General features: G+C 68.8%; 1 protein-coding gene. It reads right to left on the bottom strand.

What is annotated here, in order from left to right; all coding sequences use genetic code 11:
• On the bottom strand, positions 1-3,111 hold a 3,111-nt coding region (locus ACFVYE_RS47175), incomplete at both ends, for an SDR family NAD(P)-dependent oxidoreductase (RefSeq protein WP_389609750.1).

Here is a 3,111-nt window from a genome sequence, read left to right as displayed (position 1 = left end):
GACGCCCCGTCCTGGTTCACCGCCGAGCCACGTACCACAGCCAGTACAGGATGACCCTTGCTCCGGGCGTCGGAGAGGCGTTCCAGGAGGAGCAGACCGACCCCCTCGGCGGCGCCGAACCCGTCCGCACTGCTGGAGAACGCCTTGCACGTGCCGTCCGGGGAAAGCCCCTGCTGTCGGCTGAACTCGGTGAACATGTGTGGTGTCGCCATCAGCGCGACACCACCCGCCAGGGCTGCGGAAGACTCACCGCGCCGTACCGATTCCACCGCGAGGTGCAGGGCGACGAGGGAGGAGGAGCAGGCGGTGTCGATGGTGACGGCCGGCCCTTCGAGGCCAAAGGTGTAAGCGATGCGGCCCGAAGCGACGCTGGCGGTCATGCCCGTCAGCAGATACCCCTCCAGCTCCGCCGGAGGCTCAGCGACCCTGCTCTGATAATCCTGATAGGTCAACCCGACGAACACGCCGGTCTGGCTGCCGCGCACCGAAGAGGGGTCGATCCCGGCACGCTCGAACGTCTCCCACGCCGCTTCCAGCAGCAGGCGTTGCTGCGGATCCATGGCCAGTGCCTCGCGTGGCGATATTCCGAAGAGACTGGCGTCGAAGTCAGCGGCGTCGTGGAGAAAGCCGCCGCGGCCGGTCGCCGAGCGGCTCGGTTCGTCCGCGTTCCGGGCCAGAAGCCGCTCCAGATCCCATCCGCGGTCGGTGGGGAAGTCTCCGATCGCATCTCCGCCGTCAACGATCAGCTGCCACAGGTCCTCCGGCGAGCCGACATTTCCCGGGTAACGGCATGCCATGGCCACGATGACCACGGGGTCACCGTCGCTTGCCTGGCTGGGGACGGCGACCGAGCTGACGTCGGTCTCGTCGACCAGCACAGTTTCGACGTAGTGCGCCACCGCGGAGACCGTCGGATAGTCGAAGATCAAGCTGGACGGCAGCCGGACCCCCGTCTCCGCCGCGAGCCGGTTGCGCAGCTCCACCCCGGTGAGCGAGTCGAAGCCCAAGTCCCGCAGAGGCCGTTCGATGTCGAGGGCCAGAACGGCGGTGTGCCCCAGAACAGCGGCGACCTGGGCGCGCACCACCTCGAGTACCGCAGCCGACCGAGCAGGCCCGGACAGCGACCGCACGCGGCCGGCCAGCGCTGATGTCGGGTCCTGGTCCCGGCTGTCCGGCTCACGAGTCACGTAGGCGCGGACCTCGGGGAGATCTTCGATGAGAGGTCGTGATCGGGCCTCGGAGTAGGCGAGGTGAAAGCGGTCCCACTGGATGTCGGCGACCATCGTGCTCGCGCCGTCATCGTCGGAACAGTGAGCAAGCACTGCCAGAGCCGAGTCGGGATCCAAGGGCAGCAAACCGTGGCGCTCGAGCCTGTCCTGCACGCCGTCGAGGGCTGCCATGCCGTCACCCGCCCAAGGACCCCAGGCGTAGGAGGCCGCGGGCAGACCGAGGGAGCGCCGGTGCTCGGCCAGCGCGTCCAGATAGGCATTGCCTGGCGCGTAACCACCCTGCCCGGGGATGCCGAGCACTCCGGCGACCGAGGAGAACAGCACGAATTCGTCCAGATCGACAGCGAGCTCGTGCAGGTGTCGCGCACCCTCGGCCTTCACCCGCAGGACCTGGTCGAGCTGCCCGACCGTCAGGGAGTCCACCACCGCGTCGTCGAGCACACCCGCGGTGTGGAACACCGAGGTCACGGTGAACTCGGCCAGCAACCGGGCCACGGCCGCCCGGTCCCCCACGTCGCACACCACGACGTCGACGCGCGTACCGAGCGCCTGCAATTCTGCGGCGAGCGTCTCCGCGCCCGGAGCCCGAGGGCCACGCCGGCTTGCCAGAACCAGGTGTCCCGCACCCTCATGGGCGAGTCTCCGCGCCACCTGAGCTCCGAGCGCGCCGGTGCCTCCAGTGACAAGTACCGTGCCGCGATCCCGTCGCACCTTTGCGGCCGGCCGCCGGGCAGAGGCGTGGACCAGGCGGCGCACGAAGGTGGCGGGCTCGCGAATGGCAATCTGGTCCTCGCTCCGTTGCGCCAGCACGGAGAGCAACCATTCGACGGTGCGCTCGCTGGGGGAGCCGGGAAGGTCCACCAGCCCACCCCAGCGTTCGGGCTGCTCCAGCGCGGCTACCCGGCCCAGGCCCCACACCTGGCTCTGTTCGGGATTGCGCAGGACATCCGACCGTTCCACTGCGACGGCGCCGGAAGTGAGAGTCCACAGCGGAACTTGAAGACCGGCGTCGGCGAGCGCATGGATCAGTGTCAGGGTCGCGGCAGTGCCTGCCGGAACCGCCTGCCCGTCCCGCGGACCGACGTCTACCATCGGAAGCAGCGACAGAACCGCGTCCACTTCTCGGGGCAGCCGGCTGCCCAGTGCGTCACGGTCCTCGGTGCCCAGCCGAAGCTCCACCGGCTCGGCTCCACCGGCACGTAGCCCCGCCCGTACCGCCTGGGCCCACTCGGAGTCCTGATCACCGTCCGGGACGACGACCAGCCACTTGCCGGTCGGCGAGCCGCCGCTGGTCGTACTGGACGGGACCCAGGAGACGGCATAACGCAACGCATCGAGGCCAGTGCTCTCACGGTGCAGGTTGCGGCGACGGGACAGTGCGGGCAGGGCCTGCCCCAGCCAGTCGGGGCGTTCCTCCTCCAGACCCAGCACCGAAGCCAGCGCTTCGGTGTCAGCAGCCCCTACTGCCTCCCAGAATTCCTGGTCACCACCGTCGCTGCCGCCACCTGGGACCAGGGGGCCGGCCGGTGCGTCCAGCCAGTACCGGGTGCGCTGGAAGGGATAGGTCGGCAGCGGGATGAGACCACCGCCGGGGTACTGCGCGCTCCAGTCGACGTGAAGGCCGCACGCCCACACATATGTGGTGGAAGCGAGGAAATCCGCATGGCTGCCACGGTGGCGGCGCAGCGCACCGCTGATGGTCACCTGGGCATCGACGATGTCAGCGGCGTCCTGGATGGATGCGGCGAGGACCGGATGCGAGCTCGGCTCGAGAAAAGTTGTACAGCGGTCGGTGAGGAGTTTGTTGATGGTGGTGTGGAATTGGACGGGTTGGCGGAGGTTGCGGTACCAGTAGTCGGGGGTGAGTTCGGTTCCGTCGATG

Source organism: Streptomyces sp. NPDC058239 (assembly GCF_042882185.1).
Classification (GTDB): Bacteria; Actinomycetota; Actinomycetes; order Streptomycetales; family Streptomycetaceae; genus Streptomyces.
The sequence above is the reverse complement of the archived record's forward strand: the minus strand, read 5'-3'. Positions and strand labels throughout refer to the sequence as shown.